Origin of the sequence: Gulosibacter massiliensis (assembly GCF_900626105.1) — a bacterium.
Classification (GTDB): Bacteria; Actinomycetota; Actinomycetes; order Actinomycetales; family Microbacteriaceae; genus Gulosibacter; species Gulosibacter sediminis.
In genome coordinates this window covers 316,170-335,403 of the sequence record NZ_UYZX01000001.1, presented here as the reverse complement: position 1 = coordinate 335,403, position 19,234 = coordinate 316,170, and the positions used below count along the sequence as shown (strand labels likewise).

16 protein-coding genes are annotated in these 19,234 nt (G+C 65.6%); 8 read left to right on the top strand and 8 right to left on the bottom strand.

The features are described 5' to 3' along the window. Position 1 precedes the first annotated feature (1 nt). Entirely contained in the window at positions 2 to 883 is an 882-nt protein-coding gene (gene map / locus EJL01_RS01625) for a type I methionyl aminopeptidase (protein ID WP_125105982.1), read from the bottom strand. 12 nt (positions 884 to 895) lie between these two features. Here map and EJL01_RS01620 point away from each other — a divergent pair, with 12 nt between their 5' ends. Continuing rightward, on the top strand, positions 896 to 1,084 hold the full coding sequence (locus EJL01_RS01620) for an SPOR domain-containing protein (protein ID WP_125105981.1): 189 nt from the start codon (positions 896 to 898) through the stop codon (positions 1,082 to 1,084). 18 nt (positions 1,085 to 1,102) lie between these two features. Here the strand turns inward: EJL01_RS01620 and panB are convergent, their stop codons facing one another. Beyond that, a complete protein-coding gene (panB, locus tag EJL01_RS01615) occupies positions 1,103 to 1,915 on the bottom strand; it encodes a 3-methyl-2-oxobutanoate hydroxymethyltransferase (RefSeq protein WP_125105980.1) in 813 nt (270 codons plus the stop codon). A gap of 53 nt (positions 1,916 to 1,968) precedes the next feature. Between panB and EJL01_RS01610 the strand changes: the two genes are divergently transcribed. Continuing rightward, a complete protein-coding gene (locus tag EJL01_RS01610) occupies positions 1,969 to 3,300 on the top strand; it encodes a glutamine synthetase family protein (RefSeq protein ID WP_125105979.1) in 1,332 nt (443 codons plus the stop codon). A gap of 3 nt (positions 3,301 to 3,303) precedes the next feature. Next, positions 3,304 to 6,267 (top strand): bifunctional [glutamine synthetase] adenylyltransferase/[glutamine synthetase]-adenylyl-L-tyrosine phosphorylase, encoded by a 2,964-nt coding sequence (locus EJL01_RS01605; protein WP_125105978.1) that lies wholly within the window; start codon positions 3,304 to 3,306, stop codon positions 6,265 to 6,267. A 21-nt stretch (positions 6,268 to 6,288) separates the two neighbouring features. Here the strand turns inward: EJL01_RS01605 and EJL01_RS01600 are convergent, their stop codons facing one another. Both EJL01_RS01600 and glnA read right to left on the bottom strand, forming a co-directional pair. Beyond that, the gene (locus EJL01_RS01600) at positions 6,289 to 7,017 is read right to left on the bottom strand and encodes a VIT1/CCC1 transporter family protein (RefSeq protein WP_125105977.1); all 729 of its coding nucleotides are present in this window, start codon (positions 7,015 to 7,017) and stop codon (positions 6,289 to 6,291) included. An 89-nt stretch (positions 7,018 to 7,106) separates the two neighbouring features. After that, on the bottom strand, positions 7,107 to 8,531 hold the full coding sequence (gene glnA / locus EJL01_RS01595; protein ID WP_125105976.1) for a type I glutamate--ammonia ligase: 1,425 nt from the start codon (positions 8,529 to 8,531) through the stop codon (positions 7,107 to 7,109). A gap of 122 nt (positions 8,532 to 8,653) precedes the next feature. Between glnA and EJL01_RS01590 the strand changes: the two genes are divergently transcribed. After that, a complete protein-coding gene (locus EJL01_RS01590) occupies positions 8,654 to 9,079 on the top strand; it encodes an RDD family protein (protein ID WP_164509686.1) in 426 nt (141 codons plus the stop codon). Here the strand turns inward: EJL01_RS01590 and EJL01_RS01585 are convergent. Further along, the gene (locus EJL01_RS01585; RefSeq protein ID WP_125105975.1) at positions 9,076 to 9,780 is read right to left on the bottom strand and encodes a DUF4191 domain-containing protein; all 705 of its coding nucleotides are present in this window, start codon (positions 9,778 to 9,780) and stop codon (positions 9,076 to 9,078) included. The two genes, EJL01_RS01590 and EJL01_RS01585, sit on opposite strands and share 4 nt — an antisense overlap. Before the next feature lie 116 nt (positions 9,781 to 9,896). Between EJL01_RS01585 and EJL01_RS01580 the strand changes: the two genes are divergently transcribed. Further along, positions 9,897 to 10,931, top strand: a complete 1,035-nt coding sequence (locus EJL01_RS01580) for a protein kinase family protein (RefSeq protein ID WP_125105974.1) — start codon at positions 9,897 to 9,899, stop codon at positions 10,929 to 10,931. Between the two features lie 89 nt (positions 10,932 to 11,020). Here the strand turns inward: EJL01_RS01580 and sucB are convergent, their stop codons facing one another. The 3 genes from sucB to EJL01_RS01565 form a co-directional block, all read right to left on the bottom strand. After that, positions 11,021 to 12,571 carry a 2-oxoglutarate dehydrogenase, E2 component, dihydrolipoamide succinyltransferase gene (gene sucB / locus EJL01_RS01575; protein WP_125105973.1) on the bottom strand — a complete coding sequence of 517 codons (1,551 nt, stop codon included), beginning with the start codon at positions 12,569 to 12,571 and terminating at the stop codon, positions 11,021 to 11,023. Next, positions 12,457 to 13,833 carry a dihydrolipoyl dehydrogenase gene (gene lpdA, locus EJL01_RS01570; RefSeq protein ID WP_125105972.1) on the bottom strand — a complete coding sequence of 459 codons (1,377 nt, stop codon included), beginning with the start codon at positions 13,831 to 13,833 and terminating at the stop codon, positions 12,457 to 12,459. The genes sucB and lpdA overlap by 115 nt, the downstream gene beginning before the upstream one ends. 109 nt (positions 13,834 to 13,942) lie before the next feature. Then, positions 13,943 to 15,403, bottom strand: a complete 1,461-nt coding sequence (locus EJL01_RS01565; RefSeq protein ID WP_125105971.1) for a leucyl aminopeptidase — start codon at positions 15,401 to 15,403, stop codon at positions 13,943 to 13,945. A gap of 50 nt (positions 15,404 to 15,453) precedes the next feature. Here EJL01_RS01565 and EJL01_RS01560 point away from each other — a divergent pair, with 50 nt between their 5' ends. The 3 genes from EJL01_RS01560 (at position 15,454) to EJL01_RS01550 (ending at position 19,227) form a co-directional block, all read left to right on the top strand. Next, the gene (locus EJL01_RS01560; protein WP_125105970.1) at positions 15,454 to 16,368 is read left to right on the top strand and encodes a PAC2 family protein; all 915 of its coding nucleotides are present in this window, start codon (positions 15,454 to 15,456) and stop codon (positions 16,366 to 16,368) included. After that, a complete protein-coding gene (locus tag EJL01_RS01555; RefSeq protein WP_125105969.1) occupies positions 16,368 to 17,717 on the top strand; it encodes an MFS transporter in 1,350 nt (449 codons plus the stop codon). Before EJL01_RS01560 ends, EJL01_RS01555 begins: the two co-directional genes overlap by 1 nt. A 106-nt stretch (positions 17,718 to 17,823) precedes the next feature. Next, the gene (locus tag EJL01_RS01550; protein ID WP_125105968.1) at positions 17,824 to 19,227 is read left to right on the top strand and encodes an RNA polymerase sigma factor; all 1,404 of its coding nucleotides are present in this window, start codon (positions 17,824 to 17,826) and stop codon (positions 19,225 to 19,227) included. Positions 19,228 to 19,234: the final 7 nt, after the last annotated feature.

Below are 19,234 nucleotides of genomic sequence, written 5' to 3'. Positions count from 1 at the left end.
CCTAGAGTTGCGACGGCGGCAGCGTGAGAATTTCTGGGCCGTCCTCACGCACGACGATGGTGTGCTCAAATTGCGCGCAGCGCGACCCGTCGCGCGTCACGACCGTCCAGTCGTCGTCCCACTGCTCCCAATCTTGCGACCCCGTCACGAGCATTGGCTCGATTGTGAAGATCATGCCCGCCTGAATCACGTCGTTGAAGCGATCCGTGTCGTAGTGGGGAATAATCAGGCCGGAGTGGAACGAGCGACCGACGCCGTGCCCCGTGTAGTCGCGCACCGACTCGTAGCCGAAGCGATTCGCGTACTTTTCGATCACGCGACCGATCACGTTGACCTCTCGGCCGGGCTTCGCCGCCTTGATGCCGCGCATCGTCGCCTCGTACGTGCGCTCGACGAGCAAGCGCGACTCCTCGGCCACGTCGCCAACGAGGTACATGCGATTCGTGTCGCCGTGCATCCCGTCGACGAACGCCGTGATGTCAATGTTGAGAATGTCGCCGTCCTCGAGCACCGTGTCGTCGGGGATGCCGTGGCAGATGCACTCGTTGAGCGAGGTGCAGATCGACTTCATGAAGCCACGGTAGCCAAGCGTCGACGGGTAGGCGTTGTGGCGCACGAGGAAGTCGTGGGCGAGCTCGTCGAGGCGCTCATGGGTCGTGCCGGGCACGACAAACGGCTCGAGGTATTCGAGCGCCGCGGCGGCGATGCGAGAGGCCTTGCGCACGCGGTCGATCTCTTCCTCGGTGTAGAGGTCGCCCATGCCGTCGGGCTCGTTGGCCGTCTTCTTGCCGACGTACTCGGGACGCGGGATGCTCGTGGGAACCTTGCGTTCGGGCGTAACGGTTCCGGGGATCAACAGACCGGTTTCAGAGTTTTTCGGCATATCGTCAAGTCTATGACGGAACAACAGCCCGAATTCTGGTTCAACACCCGCACCGGCGAAGTCGAGGAGGGCAAGCAGTCGATCTCATCCGAACGACTCGGTCCCTTCCCCACCCGCGAGGACGCGGCCCACGCAAACGACAAGCTCGCCGAGAACGCCCGCAAATGGGCCGAGGAAGATGCTCGCGAAGACGAGGACTAACGCGCCCCCGAGCGCTAGCTAGTAACTCTCGTCAGCGCTCGGGTAGGTCTGCTCGTGCACGTCGGAGATGAAGTTGCCGACCGCCTGCTCGAGCTGCTCGGCGAGGTTCGCGTACTTGCGCACAAACTTTGGGCTCCGGCCCGTGGTGTACCCGAAGGCGTCGGTCCAGACCATCATCTGGCCGTCGCACTCGACGCCACCACCGACGCTGATGGTTGGAATGTCGAGGGTGCGGGTCACGCGGCCGGCAACGTCGGCGGGCACCATCTCGATCACGACCGCGAACGCGCCCGCCTCCTGCACCGCGAGCGCGTCGTCGAGCAGCTGCTGCTCAGCATCGCCTCGACCCTGAATCACGTGCCCGCCGAGGTTGTGCTCCGACTGCGGGGTGAAGCCGATGTGGCCGAGCACGGGGATGCCCGCCTCGGTGATGCGGCGAATCTGTTTGCGCATCCGCACGCCGCCCTCGAGCTTGACGCCGTGGGCACCCGCCTCCTTCATGAACCGAACTGCGGTCTGCAGCGCGTGCTCGGTTGACTCTTCATAGGAGCCGAACGGCATGTCGGCGACGACGAAGGCGCGCTGCGTCGCACGCGTGACCGAACGGGTCATCGTGATGAGCTCGTCGACCGTGATGGGCAGGGTCGAGTCGTAGCCGAGGATCACGTTCGCGGCGGAATCGCCGACGAGCAGGAGGTCAACTCCCGCACGGTCGAACACCGTGGCTGAGGGTGCGTCGTACGCGGTGAGACCGGTGATCTTGAGGCCATCCGCTTTCGCCTTCGCAAAATGACGGGTTCGAACACGCTTCACTGGGGTCTGCTCCGACATGGTGGCCATCCTATCCCGCTCACATTCGGCCCGCGGTCTCTATGCTCATGAGTATGAGCCAGCAGCAGGATTACGTGCTCCAGACCATTGACGACAACGACATCCGCTTCGTGCGGTTGTGGTTTACGGATGTGTTGGGAACGTTGAAATCGGTCGCGCTGACGCCCGCCGAGGTCGAGGGAGCGTTCGCCGAGGGAGTCGGCTTCGACGGGTCGACGATCGAGGGTCTGACCCGGCGCACGGAGTCCGATATGCTCCTGCAGCCCGACCCCTCGACCTTCCAGCAACTCAGCTGGCACGGCGTCGAGCGCAGCGCCCGCATGTTCTGCGATCTGACGACGCCCGACGGCCAGCCCGCGCTCAGTGATCCACGCAATGTACTCCGCCGCACGCTCGAGCGAGCCGCTTCCCTCGGGTTCGACTGCTACGTGCATCCCGAGGTCGAGTTCTACGTGCTCAAAGAGATCGGCGTCGGGCCGAATGGCGTGCAGCCGATCGATAGCGCCGGCTATTTCGACAACATCTCGGGTGGCATCACGCACGCGTTCCGCGCCCGCACGGTGCGGCTGCTCGAGGAACTCGGGATCGCTGTCGAGTTCAGCCACCACGAGGGTGGACCGGGGCAGAACGAGATCGACCTACGCTACGCCGACGCGCTCACGATGGCCGACAACCTCATGACCTTCCGCACCGTCGTGCACGAGGTCGCCGCCGAGCACGGCGTGCACGCGACCTTCATGCCGAAGCCGTCGATCGACTGGCCTGGCTCGGGCATGCACACCCACATCTCGCTGTTCGAGGGCGAGACAAACGCGTTCCACGAGCCCGGCGCGCAACACCAGCTCTCGAAGACCGGCCGCCACTTCATCGCCGGCCTCCTTCGCCACGCACGCGAAATCGCCGCCGTGACGAACCAGTCGGTCAATTCCTACAAGCGGCTCTGGGGCGGCGACGAGGCGCCGAGCTACGTTTGCTGGGGACACAACAACTCGTCGGCGCTCGTGCGGGTGCCGACCTACAAGCCGAACAAGTCTCGCTCCGCACGGGTCGAGTACCGCGCGATCGACTCCGCCGCGAATCCCTACCTCTCCTTCGCCGTGCTCATCGAAGCCGGTCTGCGCGGCATCGAGGGAGAGTACGAGGTGCCGGAGGAGATCGACGGCGACCTGCGCGACCTTTCGATGCGTGAACGCCACGTGCTCGGGTACGACGACCTGCCCCACGACCTCGACGAGGCCCTCCTCATTGCCGAGCAGTCCGAGCTCGTCGCGAACACCCTGGGCGAGCAGTTGTTCGAGTTCTTCCTCGAGAACAAGCGCAACGAGTGGAAGGCCTTCCGTCGGCAGGTCACCGACTACGAGCTCCGCGAGGGGCTCGGGCTCTAAAGCATGCGCGAGGGCATTCGCACCCGAATTCTGCGGGCGGGTTTCCGAGATTCACAGGGCGCCGCCGAGATGCTCACCGAGCTCGGCGGTGTGCTCGACCTCGGCGACACGGTCGTGCTGTCGCTCTTCGAGCCGTTCGATCCCGAGCCCGAGGTCGCGTTGCGCGAGCTCATTTCGCTGTTCGAGCATCAGCCCGAGCTCGCCGCGGCCTGGCGGGATGACCTCACCAAGCTGCGCTCGGTGGTCTCGCTGTTCGCGAGCTCAAGCCGCCTCGTCGAACTCGTGCGCCGACACCCCGACGTCGTCGACGAGATGCATGCCGAGTCACACGAATTGCCGTCAACCTCGGGGATGCGCACCCGCATGCTTGATGCGGTGGCCGGCTTCGAGGGTGAGGACGCGACCGCGCGGCTGCGCTTGCGCTACCGCGTCGAGCTCGCGAAGATCGCCCTCTACGATTTGCGACTCCCGCAGCCGGCGGTATCGCTGCATCGCATCGGCGAAGCGCTCGCCGACCTCGCATCGGTCACCATCGACGTGGCCCTGATGCTCGCGCGAGACGAGCTCAGTGCGCCGCCGAGCGGTTTCGGTCGCTTCCCCGCCGAAGAGGTCGACAACGTGCGCCTCGCCGTCATCGGCATGGGCAAGTGCGGCGCCCGCGAGCTCAACTACATCTCCGATATCGACGTCATGTTCGTCGCCGAGCCGGCCGCCGACAGCGAGCTCTCGGTGCCGAGGGCGATCGAGATCGCCACCCGGCTGGCCTCGACGATGATGCACATCCTGATGGACTACGCCGTCGAGCCACCGCTTTGGGAGGTCGACGCGAACCTTCGCCCCGAGGGTAAGGACGGCGCGCTCGTGCGCACGCCCGACAGCTACCTGAACTATTACCATCGGTGGGCCGAGAACTGGGAGTTCATGGCCTTGCTCAAGGCTCGCCCCATCGCGGGCGACCTCGACCTGGGCGAGCGCTTCGTCGATGCCGTGGCGCCCCTCGTGTGGAACGCGGGCGACCGCGACAACTTCGTGCTCGGCGTCCAGCGCATGCGCAAGCGCGTCATTGACCACATCCCGCGCTCGGAGGTGCAGCGCGAACTCAAGCTCGGACCGGGTGGCCTCCGCGACGTCGAGTTCCCGGTGCAGCTGTTGCAGATCGTGCACGGACAGGTCGACGAACACCTGCGAGTGCGGAGCACCCTCGACGCCATCAACGCGCTCACGGCCGAGGGCCACATCGGTCGTGACGATGCCGCCCAGTTCGCGAACGACTACCGCTTCCTGCGCCTCCTCGAACATCGTGTGCAGCTGCGCGACCTCAAGCGCACTCACCTTGTGCCCGACGATCCTGCCGCGCTGCGGGCTCTCGTGCGCGGCTCGCGCATCGGCAGCGTCGAGGTGCTCAAGCGCGAACTCGAGGAGGTTCGCCGGCGGGTGCGACAGTTGCACGAGAAGCTCTTCTTCAGGCCCCTCGTGACCGCCGCGGCCCACCTCAGCGCCGACCAGTTCCATCTCGCCGACGACCGCGTGCTCGTGCGCCTGCGTGCGATCGGCTACCGCGACCCGCGGGGTGCGCTCGGGCACATCCAAGCCCTCACGCAGGGCGTGTCTCGGCGTGCGACGATGCAGCGCAACCTGCTGCCGGTGCTGCTGGAGTGGCTCGCTGAGGGAACGAACCCCGACCAAGGTCTACTGGCGTTCCGCAAGCTGTCCGAGCAGAACGGCGAAGCCTCGTGGTACTTGCGGCTGCTGCGTGACTCAAACCTTGCTGCCCGCCGGCTCTGCGAAGTACTCGCCAACAGCGCGTTCTGCGCCACCTTCCTCGAGCTCTTCCCCGAGGCGGTGAAGTGGCTCGATTCGGATGCGCAGCTCAAACCACGCTCGCTCGAAGACCTCCAGGCGGAGTTCGTCGGCGCGCTGAAGCGTCATAACGATGACGTGCGGCTCGGGCGCATCCTGCGAGGCCTACGGCGCCGTGAAATGCTGCGCCTCGCCCTCGCCGCCGTGCTCAGCGTCGACTCGGTCGACGAGATTGCTGAGGGCCTCACCGTGATCGGCGAGTTCGCGATCGGCGGGGCGCTCGCCGCAGCACGTCAGATCGACGACCGACACTACCCGCCGTTTGCGGTCATTGGTATGGGGCGATTCGGCGGTGCCGAACTGGGCTTCGGCAGCGACCTCGATGTGCTCTATGTGTATGGCACCGACGGCTTCGCGGGGGATAACCCCGCCGGAGCCGCGCGCACCCTCGTGCGTCGCGTGCAGGAGCTCCTCGAGGACGCCCGCCTGCCCATCGACCTGGATGCGGATCTCCGACCCGAGGGCAAGAGCGGCGAGCTCGTTCGGTCGCTCACTGCGTATCAGAACTATTACTCGAAGTGGTCGCTCGGCTGGGAGGCCCAGGCGCTGCTTCGCGCCCGCGGAGTCGCCGGCGACGACAGTCTCATTGCGGGCTTCACCGAGATTGCCGACGCCACTCGCTACCGTTCGTCGGGGCTCGCGGCGAAGGAACTCATTGAGATCCGCCGCATCAAAGCACGGATGGAGGACGAACGGCTGCCTCGGGGCGTCGATCCGAAACGCCACCTCAAGCTCGGCCGAGGCTCGCTCAGCGATGTCGAGTGGCTCGTGCAGACGCTGCAGCTCGACCGCGGCCACGACATTCCCGAGCTGCGCACAACGTCAACGCTGACCGCGCTTCGAGTCGCCACCGAGCACGGAATTCTCGGCCACCAGGACGCCGAGACCCTTCGTGCGGCGTGGCTGCTCGCAAGTCGCGTGCGTTCCGGCGTGCTGCTCTACTCGAATTCGCAAACCGATGTGTTGCCCGGCGACTCGGTGGCGCTCGAGGGCGTCGCACGGTTGCTCGGCTACGAGCCCGGAAGCGGCGTGGAACTCGAGAACGACTACCTCAACGCAACCCGGCGCGCGCGCGGCGTGTTTGAGCGCATCTTCTACGGCGACTGACGGGCCCGTCCTCGACGGTACCTAGAGCACCGTCGTGCCGAACAGCATGCCGACAACGAACGTCGCGGCGAGGGCGATGACGCCACCGATGCAGGTACGCACGATCGCGCGCAAGCGGTTCGCACCGCCGATCCAAGCCGCGATCGAGCCGGTGACGCCGAGCGCCACGATGGTCGCGGCGAAGGTGACGGGGATGTTCAGGGTTGTGGGGAGGAACAGAATCGTGAGCATCGGCAGAATTGCGCCGACGAAGAACGACAGGGCCGACGCGAGCGCCGCCTGCCAGGGGTTGACCACGTCATCCTCCGAAATGTTGAGTTCGAGCGACAGGTGCGCCTTCAGCGCACCCCGCTCGGTCATCTCTTTCGCGACCTGCTCGGCGGTGTTGCGGCTCAGGCCCTGATTTTCGTAGAGGCCGACGAGCTCCTCAAACTCACCTTCGGGGTCTTCGCGGAGTTCCTCGCGTTCCTTTTCAATCAGCGCGTTCTCCGAGTCGCGCTGGCTTGAGACCGAGACGTATTCGCCCAGGGCCATCGAGATCGCCCCACCCACAACCGCGGCCGCGCCGGCAAGGAGCACCGGCGTGAACTGGTTTGTGGCGCTCGCGACGCCAACGACCACGGCGGCGGTCGAGACGATACCGTCGTTGGCCCCGAGCACGCCGGCGCGTAGCCAGTTGAGCCGCTGGGCGAGCCCCGTGATCTGATGCGGTTCGGCTCGCTGTGCCTCGTGCCCGGTGCTGCTCGTCATACTGCCAATCGTAGGCGCAACCACCGACACCGGAAACGCCGACGGGGCAAAGCGCAGTGCGCTTCGCCCCGTCGTAACTGACTCGCTTACTAGCAGCCGAAGGTGAGGTCGAACTCGTAGGGGTGGGGGCGTGCCGCGAGCGGCGCCACCTCGGTCTCGAACTTGTAGTCGATCCAGGTGCGGATCAGGTCCTCGTCGAACACATTGCCCTTGAGCAGGAACTCGTGGTCGGCCTCGAGCGCGCGCAGCGACTCGACGAGCGAGGTCGAGAGCTGCGGAATGCTCTTGGCTTCCTCCGGCGGAAGCTCGTAGAGATCCTTGTCGATCGGCTCGTGCGGCTCGATGCGGTTCTGGATACCGTCGAGGCCCGCCATGAGCTGTGCGGCGAACGCGAGGTACGGGTTCGATGAGGCGTCAGGTGCGCGGAATTCGATGCGCTTCGCCTTCGGGTTCGTGCCCGTGATCGGGATGCGGATGGCCGCCGAGCGGTTACCCGCCGAGTAGACGAGGTTGATCGGCGCCTCGTAGCCCTTTACCAGGCGGTGATACGAGTTCGCGCTCGGGTTCGTGAACGCGGCGAGGGCGTTCGCGTGCTTGAGGATGCCGCCGATGTACCAGCGTGCCGTGTCCGAAAGCGAGCCGTAGCCGGCCTCGTCGTAGAACAGCGGAGTACCCTCGCTCCAGAGCGACTGGTGGGTGTGCATGCCCGAACCGTTGTCGCCGAAGAGCGGCTTCGGCATGAACGTGGCGACGTGACCCCAGTCGTTCGCGACACCCTTTACGAGGTACTTGAACTTGAGGATATCGTCGGCCGCGTGCACGAGCGTGTTGAACTTGTAGTTGATCTCCTGCTGACCGCCGGTACCAACCTCGTGGTGGGCGCGCTCGACCTCAAGGCCGGCGTTGATCAGCTCGAGGGTGATGGCGTCGCGCAGGTCGGCGGTCTTGTCGACCGGCGAGACGGGGAAGTAGCCGCCCTTGTAGCCGGTCTTGTTGCCGAGGTTGCCGCCCTCTTCTTCACGCGCGGTGTTCCACGCGCCCTCGATCGAGTCGACCTGGTAGAAGCTACGGTTCGGTGCGACCTCGTGGCGGACGTCGTCGAAGATGTAGAACTCCGCCTCGGGGGCGAAGAACGCGGTGTCGGCGATGCCGGTGGAGGCGAGGTACTTCTCAGCCTTCTTCGCGGTCTGGCGCGGGTCGCGCGCGTAGATCTCGCCGGTGCGCGGGTTGTAGATGTCGAAGATCATCACGAGCGTCGGCTCGGCCCGGAACGGATCGAGGTAGGCCGTGGTTACGTCGGGGATGAGCTGCATGTCCGACTCGTTGATCGAGGCGAAGCCCTGAATCGAGGAGCCGTCAAACAACTGACCGTCGGTGAAGAAGTCTTCGTCGACAGTGCTCGCTGGGATGTTGAAGTGCTGCTGCACGCCCGGCAGATCGGTGAAGCGGATGTCGAGGAATGCGACGCCCTGCTCCTTAATAAATTCCAGCACTTCGGACGGTGTTTTGAACATATCGCTCCATCTCGGGAGATTAACAAGGGTCTGCGGGCTGGTTTCATACTACGCGGCATCGACTGTGCGGCTGTCGCGCCTTCCCGCAAAAACCGTCGGAGACGGATCGATAGGATTGAGTTGTGCCACGAAATTCCTCCCCGAACGCCGAACCCGACCGCCACTATCAGGGGGAGCGACTCGGCCTCCCCGAAGCAGGCCCGGGCTCGATGGCGGGCTTCGGCCGCCGGCTGGCCGGACTCGCGATCGACTGGGGCATCGCGGTGGCGATCGCCTACTTCGCGTTCGATTACAACCCCGTCGCCATCATGGGCATCTTCATCGGGCTGTCTTGGCTCGGCATCGCCCTGCTCGGTGGCTCGCTTGGACACCTGCTGTGTGGCATGCGCCTGAATACAGTCGCGGGCGCCACCCCGGGTTGGTGGCGCCCGCTTGTACGTCAGGTGCTGGTGATGCTCGTCCTGCCTCCGCTCGTTGCAGATGAGGACGGTCGGGGCATGCACGACGTCCTGACTGGACTCGTGCTGCGCCGCTACGTGCGGTCTTAGCGCATCTGCGACCGCGAAGGACGAATCTTCGAGGGGTCCATGCCCTTCGGAATCGGCAGCTCGGACTTCGAGAGCGACTGCAGGCGAGCATCCACGGCGAGAATCTCGTCGCGACGGAGCTTGTTCGGCAGGCGCTTCACTTCGCGCTTCAGCTTGCCGAGTGAGACACCGCCCTGACCCACGAGGATGTGGTGGACGGTGACGGTCGGAACGACGCGCTGCACCTTGCGACGCTCATCGGCGAGCAGCTTCTTCGAGGCGGCATTGTCGGCCTCGGTGAACAGGATGACGCCGGGCTTGCCGACGGCGCGGAAGATGACGTCCTGCGTGCGGGGGTTGAACGCGACGGGCATGTCGCTGGTGCGCCAGGTGCCGCGCAGACTCGACTGCAGCACGGCGCCGGTGGCGCCCTGGCGGCCCTCAAGCTTCGAGTAGGCGACCTTCTCGGCGCGGTTGTTCAGCACGAACATGAACAGCATGAGGCCGAACAGCAGGCCGAGGATCATGAAGATGATCCACATGATCCAGTTGTCGCGGTACATGAAGAAGCACAGGAAGAACGCCGCGAGAATCGGCAGCACCGCCGCAGTGATCATCAGTGCGACGCCGGGCTTGTCGTACTTCGCCGTCATCTTCACAACGTCGATGATTTGACGGAAGCGACCGGGCTCCTTGGTGCTCGATTCAGAGGATTTAGCCATAGTTCACCTAGGATACCCGCCCCGCGCCATCCACAGGATTCGATCCGACGAACGTTATCCACAATTTCCCTCGGTCAGCCGTTCGCTCGGCAAGTTCGCGTCGCACAATGCCCGATATGCGCCTACAACACCGCCCCGAGTCCGAGACCGCACCTGCCATCGGGTCCACCGTGGCGGGCTGGCGGCTGGTTCGGCCGCTGCCCCAGGAGATCCCCGGTGTGCTGAGCTTTGTCGCCGTGGCCGAACGCACCCCAGAGGGGGCCGCCTCGAGCAACCACTGGGTCGGGTTCTCCGTCGAGCAACCCGAGCCCCTCATGCACCGTCGCCTCAATATCGCCACCGATGATGCCTCGGCGACACGGTTGAGCCGCGACGCGCGCACTCGGCATCGACACGGCGGTGACTTCGTGCGACCGTACTTCGAACTGCTCAGCGACGGGCATCGCCGGTTGACCGTGGGGGAGTTAGTGCAGGACTCGAGCTTTGCGGCGCTCGTGTCGCGCGAAGTTGAGCTGCCGCCTGGCGCAGTGGTCACCCTCGCGGTGCCGGTGCTCGAATCGGTCGCCCAGGCGCATCGGCGTGGATTTACCCACGGGGCGCTCGCGCTCACCGCCTGCCGAATCGACAGCAGCGGCAAACCGTGGGTCGAGGAATGGTCGGCGAGCGTCGATCTCGATGACTTGAGCGGGATGCGCCGCGACCTCGCAATCCAAGATGACCTGCGGGGTCTTGGTCGCCTCTGCGACGCGCTACTCGCCCATTCGAGCGGCGAGGCGAGCGGGCAAGTTCGCGAGCTGGTTGCCACGCTCGCCCAGGGAGCCCCGGTAGCCGACCCGATTCCACGCCTCGTTGATGCGCTGTTTGCCTGGGCACCGCCTGCGGCGCTCGCCGTTGCGGCACCCGTCGCGCATCACGTCGAGCCTGGGCAACTATCGGAACGACCGGCTCGGCCTGCAAAAGACCACGCCGGGTCGGTAGATGACGACCCGCTCATCGAAGCGCAGCCCAGTCAACGTCGCGTGGGTGTGACGGCGTCGATGGCCGTCGGGTGGCGGCTCATCGCCATGCGCGCGAGCGGAATTCGCCCGGCTGTCTGGCTCGGCCTGGTCGGTGCCGGCTGCGCGGTCGCGGTGGTTTCCCCGCTCCTGTAAGCGTTGCCGCTGCTGCTTATTCTCACGGGAAACAAATGGGCGGGCGTGCAGCCAGTTCGCTGCACGCCCGCCCATTCACTCGCCAGTGACTAAATGCCGAGGTTGCCCTCGAACGCGCCCTCTTCGAGGCGCTGCTTGACCTGCGTCAGGTAACGGGCCGCGTCGGCGCCGTCGATGATGCGGTGGTCGTAGCTGAGCGCGAGGTACACCATCGAACGAATCGCGATGCTCTCGGTGCCGTCGGCCGTCTTGACGACCGTCGGGCGCTTCACGACCGCGCCGGTGCCGAGGATGGCCTCCTGCGGCAGGAACACGACCGGGGTGTCGAACAGCGCACCGCGCGAGCCCGTGTTCGTCACAGTGAAGGTGCCGCCGGCAAGCTCGTCGGGGAGCAGCTTGTTGTCACGCGTGCGCGTCGCGAGGTCGTCGATCGACTTCGCGAGCTCGGCGATGTTCAGACCGCCAGCGTTTTTAATCACCGGGGTGAGCAGACCGCGCTCGGTGTCGACCGCAATCGACACGTTCTCGCCCTCGGGGTAGACGATCTCGTCACCCTGAACGGTCGAGTTGATGATCGGGTAGGACTGCAGGCCCTCGATCGCGGCGAGCGTGAAGAACGGCAGGAAGGAAAGCTTCGAGCCGGTCTTCTCGAGGAACTCGTTCTTCTTCGCCGCGCGGAGGTTGGCAACGCGGGTCACGTCGACCTCAATCACCGTGGTGAGCTGCGCCGTCGTGGTCATCGACTCAACGGCACGCTGCGAAACAACCTTGCGCAGGCGCGACATCTTCGCGCTCGTGCCGCGCAGTGGCGACACCTCGTGCGGGGTGGCCTCGGTCGGCACACCGGCGGAGGCTGCGGGCGCGGCCGCAGTCGCGGCCGCCGGTGCCTGCGACTTCGCGGCCTCGAGCACGTCTTCCTTTCGGATGCGTCCGCCGACGCCCGAGCCAGTGATCTTGGTCAGATCGACACCATGCTCCGCAGCGAGCTTGCGCACGATCGGAGTCACATAGCGGGGGTCGCTCTTCGTCTCAGGGCGCTGCGGGGCAGCGGGGGCCTTCGGCGCCGCGGGAGCAGCCGGTGTTGCGGGCGCAGCCGGGGTTGCGGGAGCAGCCGGGGTTGCGGGGGCAGCAGGAGCAGCCGGTGCGGCAGGCGCCTCCGCCTTGGGTGCCTCGGCAGCGGGCTCAGCAGCAGCCGGAGCCTCAGCAGCCGGAGCCTCAGCAGCCGGAGCCTCAGCAGCCGGGGCCTCGGCTGCGGCGCCGTCGCCGATGCGTGCGAGCACGGCACCAACCTCGACGGTCTCGTCCTCCTGGACGAGAATTTCCTGCACCGTGCCGGCGAACGGCGACGGAACCTCAGTGTCCACCTTGTCGGTCGACACCTCGAGCAGCGCCTCGTCGACCTCGACGGTCTCGCCAACCTGCTTCAGCCACCGAGTGACCGTACCTTCAGTGACGCTCTCACCGAGTGCGGGAAGCGTTACGTCCTGGCTCATTACTTCTCCTAAAAGTGTTTCGACTCGTGTGACTAGATCGCGTGCAGCGGGCGACCGGCGAGGGCCATCATCGCTTCGCCGATGGTCTCGACCTGGGTCGGGTGCGCGTGGACGAGCTGAGCGACGTCCTCGGGGTAGGCATCCCAGTTGACGATGAGCTGCGCCTCGCCGACGAGCTCGCCGACGCGGGCACCGATCATGTGAATGCCGACGACGGGGCCGTCGTTCACGCGGATCGCCTTGACAAAGCCGGCGGTGCCGAGGATCGAGCTCTTGGCGTTGCCCGCGAGGTTGTACTCATAAGCGGTGATGTTGTCGGCGCCGTACTCTTCGGCGGCCTTCTTCTCGGAGAGACCCACCGAAGCAACCTGCGGCTCACAGTACGTAACCTTGGGCACGTTCTTGTCTTCGACGAGCACCGGGCTCTGTCCCGCGATCTGCTCGGCGACAAAGATGCCGTGCTGGTAGCTGCGGTGCGCGAGCTGGAGGCCCGGCGTGATGTCGCCGATCGCGTAGACGCCGGGAACGTTGGTCTCAAGCTTGTCGTTGACGAGCACGAAGCCGCGGTCGGTCTCGACGCCAACCTCTTCGAGGCCGATGTTCTGCGTCACGGGGCCACGGCCGATCGCGACGAGGAGCACGTCGCCGTCGATGGTCTCGCCACCCTTGTCGGTCTTGACGTGCACGCCGTACTCGTCCTGCGTGACCGACTCAAACTTCGTGCTGAGCTGGAAGTTGATGCCGCGCTTCTTGTAAGCGCGCTCGAGTGCCTTCGAAATCGCCTCGTCCTCTGCGGGAGCGAGGTGAGGCAGGCCCTCGATGATGGTGACTTCAGCGCCGAGTGCGCGCCAGAGGCTCGCGAACTCAAGGCCGATCACACCGCCGCCGAGCACGACCGCGCGCTGCGGCACCCAGTCCATCAGCAGCGCCTGATCGCTCGTGATCACGTTGCCGGTGATTTCGAGGCCGGGGATGCTCCGCGAGAACGAGCCGGTCGCGAGCACGACGTTCTTGGCGATGAGCTTGTCGTCGCCAACCTGCACCGTCTTGGCGTCAACGAGGCGACCCTCGCCCGCGAAGACGTCGATCTTCTTCGCCTTGAGCAGTCCCTGCAGGCCCTTGAACTTGCCCGAGACGATGCCGTCGCGGAACGCCGCGATCTTGGCGCCATCAATGCCCTCGAGCTTGAGGTTGACGCCGAGTCGGGCACCATCCTCAACCGCGTCGGCAACCTCACCGGCGTGGAGTATGGCCTTGGTGGGCACACAACCGCGGTGAAGGCACGTGCCGCCGAGCTTGTCCTTCTCGACGAGGGCAACCGTCTGTCCCAGCTGCTTGGCACGAATAGCGGCGGCGTAGCCTGCGCTACCGCCACCAAGGACTACGAGGTCGAAATTGTGATCGGCCACTCGGAAAGCTCCTTTGAAGTTTGGATGGGGATCCCAGCACGAGATCTGGACAGGCCTACAGGGATCTTGCAGACACAACCTTTTCCAGGGTACACCCGCGAGTTACCGACTAATTCAGTGTCGACAGCAGTTCTACGAGGGTGCGCACGGCCACTCCGGTCGCACCCTTAGCGACGTAGCCGTAGGGGGCTTTCGTCTCGGCCGGGCCGGCGATGTCGAAGTGCAGCCAGGGGATGTCATTGCCTTCGTCGTCGATGCCGATGAAGCGCTGCAGGAAGGCGCCGGCGAACAGCATGCCGCCCGAGCGGTCGCCCGGCTTTGAGTTGACGATATCGGCGATGTTCGACTCGAGCTTCTCGTCGAACTCTTCCGGAATCGGCATCGCCCACACGGGCTCGCCGACGGTCTTGCCAGCGGCAAGTGCGCGGTCGCGCCACTCCTCTTCGTTGCCGAGGAGACCCGTGGTGCGGTCGCCGAGCGCGACCACCTGGGCGCCGGTCAGCGTGGCAATGTCGATGATGAGGTCGGGCTGCTGCTCCGAAGCGAGCGAGAGTCCGTCGCTGAGCACGAGGCGACCCTCAGCATCTGTGTTCGTGACCTCGACCGTCACGCCCGAGTGCGTCGTAAGCACGTCGTCGGGCTTGATCGCGCTGCCCGAGGGCATGTTTTCGGCGAGCATGCACCAACCGCTCACATGCACCGGCAGGCCGAGCGACGCTGCGGCGCGAATCGTGCCGACGACCGAAGCTGCTCCACCCATGTCGAACTTCATACCAACCATCGACGCGGCCGGCTTGATCGATAGACCGCCCGAGTCGAAGGTGATGCCCTTGCCGACGAGCGCGATGTGCGCCACGGCGTCCTCGGGCTCGTACTCGAGGTGCACGATGCGCGGCGAGTTCACCGAGCCGGCGCCGACGCCGAGCACGCCGCCGCAGCCCTCGTCGATGAGTCGCTGCTCGTCCCAGACCTCGACTACGACGCTCTCGTCGTCGAACAGGTCGACCACCGCATCGGCGAAGTCCTCAGGCACGAGCGCGCTCGGGGGAGTGTTGACGAGGTCACGAGTGAGCACGACGGCGTCGGTGATCGAGGTCACGCGCTGCTCGATGTCATCGGTCGTGCCGGTGGCGTTCACCTGCTGCGCATCGATGACCCCGTCGTCGGTCGACTTGAAGCGGTCGTAGCGGTAGCCGCCGAGCACGTGGCCCGTCAGCAGCGCCTCGAGCTCAGCATCGGTCGGCTCGACAAGGTCGTAGACGACGCTTGCCGCCTTGCTCAGCGTGCGCGCTGCGGTGCCCGCAGCGCGGCGCAGCGCCTCCTCGTCGCGGCTGTCGCCGATGCCGATGAGCAGCGCGGCAGCTTCGCCGTCCTCGTCATCGGTGGCGACCAGGATGCGCGTGCTCTGGCCGGTCGTCCCGGTCACGCCGAGTTGCTCGAGGCGGTCGGCGTCGAGGCCGAGGTCTGCGGAAGTCAGAGGTTCCGGAACATCGCCCTTGCGCACCGGAATCACGGTGACGACATCGGAGGAATAGGGCTCGAGATCAATACGAATTTCAGCAGACGTCATGGCCACGAGCCTACGCCGAGGAAACTGGGGGAGGGCGTAGCATTGAAGCCATGCTCTCTGATCCCTCGATGTACCGTCCTGGCGAGGCATGGCATGAAATTCCTCCCGGCCTGCCACTCGTGGCGCTGCTCTCGGGGTATAGGGATGCCGGGCAGACGGTGCGCCAAGGAATCGAGGCGCTGCTCTCGCAAGACGAGGGACGCGTCGTCGCCTCGTTCGACGCTGACCAGCTGCTCGACTATCGGGCGCGGCGCCCAGTGGTGAAGCTCGAGTCGAACCGCGTCACCGAGTACCGCGTGCCGCGTCTCGACCTGCGGCTGCTCAACGATTCGCTCGGACAGCCGTTCCTTCTGCTGAGCGGCTTCGAGCCAGACTTTCGATGGGACCAGTTCACCGGCGACCTCCTTCGTCTGCATGCCCACTTCATGGTGTCAAGTACTACCTGGGCACATTCGATCCCAATGCCCGTGCCACACACGCGCCCAGCGCGACTCGCGGTCACCGGCAACCGCGACGAGTTCATCGAGAACAACTCGGTGTGGCAGACGAATATCGAGGCGCCCGCACACGCCCTCCACGAGCTCGAGTTCGAGCTCACGGCGAGCGACGAGCCGGTCGTCGACCTCGTCGTGCTGGTGCCGCATTACCTCGCCGATTCCAGCGTGCCGGCCGGCGCCATGAAGCTCCTCGAAGGCATCGGGAGCGCGGCTGGCGTCATGATCGACACCGAGCAGCTGCGCGAGCGCGACCGCGTGTTCCGCACCGACGTCGACGCCCAGATCGCCGAGAACGAAGAAATGCAGCGCCTCATTCAGGCGCTTGAAACCCAATACGACGGCGTGGTGCGCGGCACGCCCCGTGAAAATCCATTTGCCGACGCCGATGGCGAAATGCCGAGCGCCGACGACATCGCCAACGAACTCGAGCGCTACCTCTCAGCGCGCCGGAAGCCCAACGAAAAGTAGTGTCCACGGACACCCCAAACACCCACTCGCTCAGCCTGATCCCACCGCGCCTTCCCGGCATCATCTTCACCCTCGCGCTCGTCGCGTACATCGTCGCGGTGACCCAGCGCAGCTCGCTCGGCGTCGCCGGCGTCGATGCGATTGCCCGATTCGATGCGTCGGCCACCGCGCTATCAACGCTCGCGGTCATGCAGGTCGTCGTGTACGCCGCGGCGCAGATTCCCGTCGGCATGCTGCTCGACCGCTTCGGCCCCTCGCGCCTGATCATTAGCGGCGCTGCGCTGATGGCGGTCGGCCAGGTAATCGTCGCGGTCGCGCCTTCGATCGAGGTGGCCGTCGTAGGGCGCGTCCTCGTCGGTCTCGGCGACGCGGCAACCTTCGTGAGCGGACTGCGCATCATCTCGGCATGGTTCCGGCCCCGCAAGGTGCCGGTCATGCAGCAATGGTTGGGTAACCTTGGCCAACTCGGTCAGTTCATCTCGGCTGTGCCGTTCTCGACGTTGCTCCACCTCAGCGAGTGGACGGTCGCCTTCCTCACCACCGCATCCCTCTCGGTGATCGTCGTCGTCGCGGCGATTGCGGGGCTGAAGGATGTGCCCGGCTCGCGCTTCGGCGGTCAGCCAATGTCGCTTGCCGGCGCGTTCAGCACGCTCGGCGGGGCGTTCGGCCGACCCGGTACACGCCTCGGGTTCTGGTCGCACTTCACGACGCAGTTCCCGGGCAACGTGTTCGGCTTGCTCTGGGGGTACCCCCTCATGGTGCAGGGGCTCGGCTACGCGCCCCAGCTCGCCTCCGCCCTGCTCATCCTGCCGGTCGTGGTCGGCATGTTCGTCGGCCCGGTGATTGGGCTGCTGACCGCTCGCTTCCCGCTGCGGCGTTCGAACCTCGTGATCGGCATCGCGATCACGAGCGCGATCTTCTGGTCTCTCCTGTTGCTCTGGCCCGGCCAGCCGCCCCTTTGGTTCTACATCCTCGTGCTCGTGGTTACCGGCGCTGCCACCACCGGCTCGAACATCGGCTTCGACTTTGCGCGAACCTTCAACCCCTCATCGAGCTACGGTTCGGCCTCCGGCATCGTGAATGTCGGCGGGTTCACCGCCAGCGCAATCGCGTTCCTGACGATTGGCCTCGGCATCGACGCGGTCACCGGCGGCGCCGAGCCAACGTGGGACGCTTTCCGCGTCGCGATGTGGACTTTCCCCGTCCTGACAGTGATCGGCATCGCTGCGCTGCTCCACGTCCGCGGCAAGACCCGCAACTGGATGGCCGCGGAAGAGGGCGTCGTGGTCGCGCCGCTGTGGCGTGCTCTGGCCCGCCGGATGCGCCGTCGAGGCGACACATGGGAATAGTTCGGGCTCCGCGCGTGTACCATTTACTATCTGCCCCAATCTATTCCGCCTCGGCGGAACTTGACTTGGGCATTCGTTTTGCCCGCACCACTTGAGGGGGTCCGTAATGGCAGCAGGAGCAACGCCGAACGTGACGGCCGCACGTTCGAAGGAAGAGCTTTCCGCGCTCAAGGTCGCAGACCTGCGCGCGATTGCGAAGGAAATTGGCCTGACCGGCGCCTCGACGCTGAAGAAGGATGACCTCGTCGGGGCCATCATTGCGCACGAGGGCGGCGCCCCTGCGTCGGCCGCCGCGCCGAAGAAGGCGCCGGCGAAGAAGACGGCCGCAAAAAAGGCAACGCCCGCTGACGGTGACGAGCACATCGTGGTCGACCTCGACGAAGACCACGAGGTCGACGAGAAGGACATCGAGACCTCGACCGACGACGAAGAGCACGCCGAGAAGGACGAAGACCCAGACCTCGGCAAGCGCGATGACAAGAGCGAGGATCCCGAGGAGGACGCCATCAAGGCGGAGTCCGCGGTGAAGGCCGCTGGCGCCCTCGTACTCAAGAACACCGACGATGACGACACCCCGGTCTACTCGGGCACCATCACGGGTGCCACCGCCGACCCCGTTAAGGACTACCTGAAGCAGATCGGTAAGGTGCCGCTGCTCGACGCCGCCGAAGAAGTCGACCTCGCAATGCGTATCGAGGCGGGCCTGTACGCCGAGGACAAGCTCCTTCGCCAGCCCGACATCGAGGCTAAGCTCAAGCGCGAGCTCAAGTGGATCGTCCGCGATGGCAAGCGCGCAAAGAGCCACCTGCTCGGCGCCAACCTTCGACTCGTCGTCTCGCTTGCGAAGCGCTACACGGGTCGCGGCATGCAGTTCCTCGACCTGATCCAAGAGGGCAACCTGGGTCTCATCCGTGCGGTCGAGAAGTTCGACTACACGAAGGGCTTCAAGTTCTCGACCTACGCGACCTGGTGGATCCGTCAGGCCATCACGCGCGCTATGGCCGACCAGGCCCGCACCATCCGTATCCCGGTGCACATGGTGGAGGTCATCAACAAGCTCGCCCGCGTGCAGCGACAGATGCTGCAGGACCTCGGTCGCGAACCCACTCCGGAAGAGCTCGCGCACGAACTCGACATGACGCCCGAAAAGGTCGTCGAGGTGCAGAAGTACGGCCGCGAGCCGATTTCGCTGCACACGCCCCTCGGCGAGGACGGTGACTCGGAGTTCGGTGACCTCATTGAGGACACCGAGGCGGTCGTGCCGGCCGACGCCGTGAGCTTCACGATGCTGCAGCGTCAGCTCGAGTCGCTGCTCGACTCGCTCTCCGAACGCGAGGCCGGCGTAATTCGCATGCGCTTCGGCCTCGGTGACGGCATGCCAAAGACGCTCGACCAGATCGGCGAGACGTTCGGGGTGACGCGTGAGCGCATCCGCCAGATCGAATCCAAGACCATGGCGAAGCTCCGCCACCCGTCGCGTTCGCAGTCGCTGCGCGACTACCTCGAGTAAGGAGACG

Coding starts and splice junctions, on each gene's coding strand:
- map (WP_125105982.1), bottom strand. CDS start 883: ATGCCGAAAAACTCTGAAACCGGTCTGTTGATCCCCGGAACCGTTACG.
- EJL01_RS01620 (WP_125105981.1), top strand. CDS start 896: ATGACGGAACAACAGCCCGAATTCTGGTTCAACACCCGCACCGGCGAA.
- panB (WP_125105980.1), bottom strand. CDS start 1,915: ATGTCGGAGCAGACCCCAGTGAAGCGTGTTCGAACCCGTCATTTTGCG.
- EJL01_RS01610 (WP_125105979.1), top strand. CDS start 1,969: ATGAGCCAGCAGCAGGATTACGTGCTCCAGACCATTGACGACAACGAC.
- EJL01_RS01605 (WP_125105978.1), top strand. CDS start 3,304: ATGCGCGAGGGCATTCGCACCCGAATTCTGCGGGCGGGTTTCCGAGAT.
- EJL01_RS01600 (WP_125105977.1), bottom strand. CDS start 7,017: ATGACGAGCAGCACCGGGCACGAGGCACAGCGAGCCGAACCGCATCAG.
- glnA (WP_125105976.1), bottom strand. CDS start 8,531: ATGTTCAAAACACCGTCCGAAGTGCTGGAATTTATTAAGGAGCAGGGC.
- EJL01_RS01585 (WP_125105975.1), bottom strand. CDS start 9,780: ATGGCTAAATCCTCTGAATCGAGCACCAAGGAGCCCGGTCGCTTCCGT.
- EJL01_RS01580 (WP_125105974.1), top strand. CDS start 9,897: ATGCGCCTACAACACCGCCCCGAGTCCGAGACCGCACCTGCCATCGGG.
- EJL01_RS01565 (WP_125105971.1), bottom strand. CDS start 15,403: ATGACGTCTGCTGAAATTCGTATTGATCTCGAGCCCTATTCCTCCGAT.
- EJL01_RS01560 (WP_125105970.1), top strand. CDS start 15,454: ATGCTCTCTGATCCCTCGATGTACCGTCCTGGCGAGGCATGGCATGAA.
- EJL01_RS01550 (WP_125105968.1), top strand. CDS start 17,824: ATGGCAGCAGGAGCAACGCCGAACGTGACGGCCGCACGTTCGAAGGAA.